At 62.4% G+C, this 1,280-nt stretch carries 2 protein-coding genes and 1 pseudogene; all 3 read right to left on the minus strand.

From position 1 onward, the window contains the following. Positions 1-321: 321 nt before the first annotated feature. The gene (locus JaAD80_RS30010; RefSeq protein ID WP_010396376.1) at positions 322-468 is read right to left on the minus strand and encodes a lmo0937 family membrane protein; all 147 of its coding nucleotides are present in this window, start codon (positions 466-468) and stop codon (positions 322-324) included. Positions 469-642: 174 nt separating this feature from the next. Then, entirely contained in the window at positions 643-915 is a 273-nt protein-coding gene (locus tag JaAD80_RS28545) for a hypothetical protein (protein WP_102299543.1), read from the minus strand. A 162-nt stretch (positions 916-1,077) separates the two neighbouring features. Continuing rightward, positions 1,078-1,280, minus strand: a pseudogene (locus tag JaAD80_RS28550) (hypothetical protein); the annotation flags it as partial.

Raw genomic sequence — 1,280 nt, forward strand, 5'->3', positions numbered from 1 at the left:
CCGCCGATCAGGGCGCCCAGGCCCGCGCCGACGCCGGCGCCCGTGGCCGTGCCACGTTGTGTCGAGGACATATCAGCGCAGCCGGTGGCGGCCATCGCGAGGACCAGCATGCCGATCAGGGATTTGGCGCCAGCGCCGTTCTTGAATGCTTTCATGGATTTTCTCCTTGTTTTGTTATTGGGACATACCCAGGAACTACCTGCACACGTTACTGCAAAACGGGCCGGCTTGCCAGTGCGCACAGCGTACGCACAAGGCGGCAAAAGAGCGGCGCCCGTTTGCACGCGCGCCGCTCTGGTCAGGCCAGGTGCGTGGCCAGGGCTATAGGCCACGCCCGCTGATCAGGCGCAACAGCACCATGATGACGGCCACTACCAGCAGGATGTGGATGAAGCCGCCGATGGTGTAGGAAGTAACCAGACCCAGCAGCCAGAGAATGATGAGTACTACTGCGATTGTATAGAGCATGATGTGTCCTCCGAGAGTAGTGTGTGGATGGCGGTCCAGGCTTGCAAGCCGGTAGCCGCGGACCTTGCCATCGTTATTTGTCATTCACGTTGCCGGGTTTGCGCACAACGTTGATGCCATGATTTATTGTCTACTTTATTTCTGAAATGATCTGTACGCTGCCGTACACAACGCTTATTTAGCGTGCCGCCCGCCCGGTATGCGCGCCGCCGGGCCTTCCGTGTCGCCCGCCATGCCCGGTATCCAGGCCAGCATGCCGGCCATGCCGACGGCCCCCGCCAGGCAGCTGAACATGCCGCCCGTGAGCAGCAGCATGACGCCGAACACGGGTGCGCCGCCTGCCGCAGGCGAAAGGTCGAGCGCGCAAAAGCCGAGGGCCGTGGCCAGCATGCCGCCACCGATAAAGCCCAGCCAGATCCTGTTGCTGCCTGCCTTGTCGCTTTCCATAGCCTCTCCTTGATGAACATCCGATGATTTCCTGAATGCATCATCTCGCTTCATGGCTAGCTCATCTGTACGCCAACGAACATTATCAAAAAGAAAACGCCCGGACGGGCCGGGCGTGTGTTGAATGTGCAACTGATGGCGCCGGTAAAGGCGCCGCCGCTCTTAGCCCATGGCGCGCAAGCCGCCGTTGACGACGCGCACGCGGTCGCCCTGGCGCCAGTTCGGCGCGGCGCTCTGGTGCACGGTGCGCGTCTTGCCATTGTCCAGGCGCACGACGATGTTGTAGCTGCGCGTGGCGCGCACGCTGCCTTCGATCTGGTTGCCGGCCACGGCGCCGCCAACGGCGCCCAGCACGGTGGCCAGCT

Origin of the sequence: Janthinobacterium sp. AD80 (assembly GCF_002878455.1) — a bacterium.
Taxonomy (GTDB): domain Bacteria; phylum Pseudomonadota; class Gammaproteobacteria; order Burkholderiales; family Burkholderiaceae_D; genus Janthinobacterium.